Annotated in this window: 1 protein-coding gene; it reads left to right on the forward strand. The window is 33.1% G+C overall.

From position 1 onward, the window contains the following. Nucleotides 1-33: 33 nt before the first annotated feature. Nucleotides 34-770: ABC transporter permease (locus FC82_RS06880; protein ID WP_056996576.1), on the forward strand; the 737-nt coding region annotated here is incomplete at its 3' end.

Here is a 770-nt window from a genome sequence, read left to right on the forward strand (position 1 = left end):
AGTCAAATTATTTGAAAGTGAGGAGGAATAGATATGGGAACCCTAATTATCAATGAGTTTCGTAAATTGAAAAGATGTGACGTCTTACTCGTATTTTTTATCTCCCTTGTCTTTACTGATCTACTCTCAATATTTCAACTATACAGTGGCAATGAACATTCACTCTATAATTACACTGATTTTATGAATATCGTTATTTGGGATAGTTTTAGTTTAGTCTTACCGGCAATGATTGTTATCTTTAGTAACTATTTAATTAATGTTGAGCATATATCTGGAGCACTAAAGAATAACATTACTTGCGCCGTTTCTGTCAATAAATTGTATGTTAGCAAATTGGTTGCTTTATGCCTAATCAACGTAGTATTTGCAGCTTTAAATGCGTTTTTAACATACTTGATGTTCCTGTTCTTACCGCATAAAAGTGAACCCATATATCATTTTCTGATCTCAATGATTCAGTTAATTGGTATTAGCTTGGGGGTTCTTATCGCTGTCTTACCAATCTTGATTTTGTTTATTCGACAAGCCTCATCTTATCTCAACGTGGTTATTGCCTTTGTTTATGGCTTTGTTGGCGTATTTGTAGCTGGACAAAACCTGCAAGACTATTATCCAATTACTGCTTTCTTGAAAATCGTTAATTATAATAACGGTTCGTTAACCTATCACGGAAACACGAGTTACATAACGGTGTTTATAGTCCTGTTGTTTTCGTTAATAGCTTGGATATTTATGGCTCAAAAATTAAAGAAAGCTGATTATGCATA

Source organism: Secundilactobacillus collinoides DSM 20515 = JCM 1123, from assembly GCF_001435975.1.
GTDB classification, from domain to species: Bacteria; Bacillota; Bacilli; order Lactobacillales; family Lactobacillaceae; genus Secundilactobacillus; species Secundilactobacillus collinoides.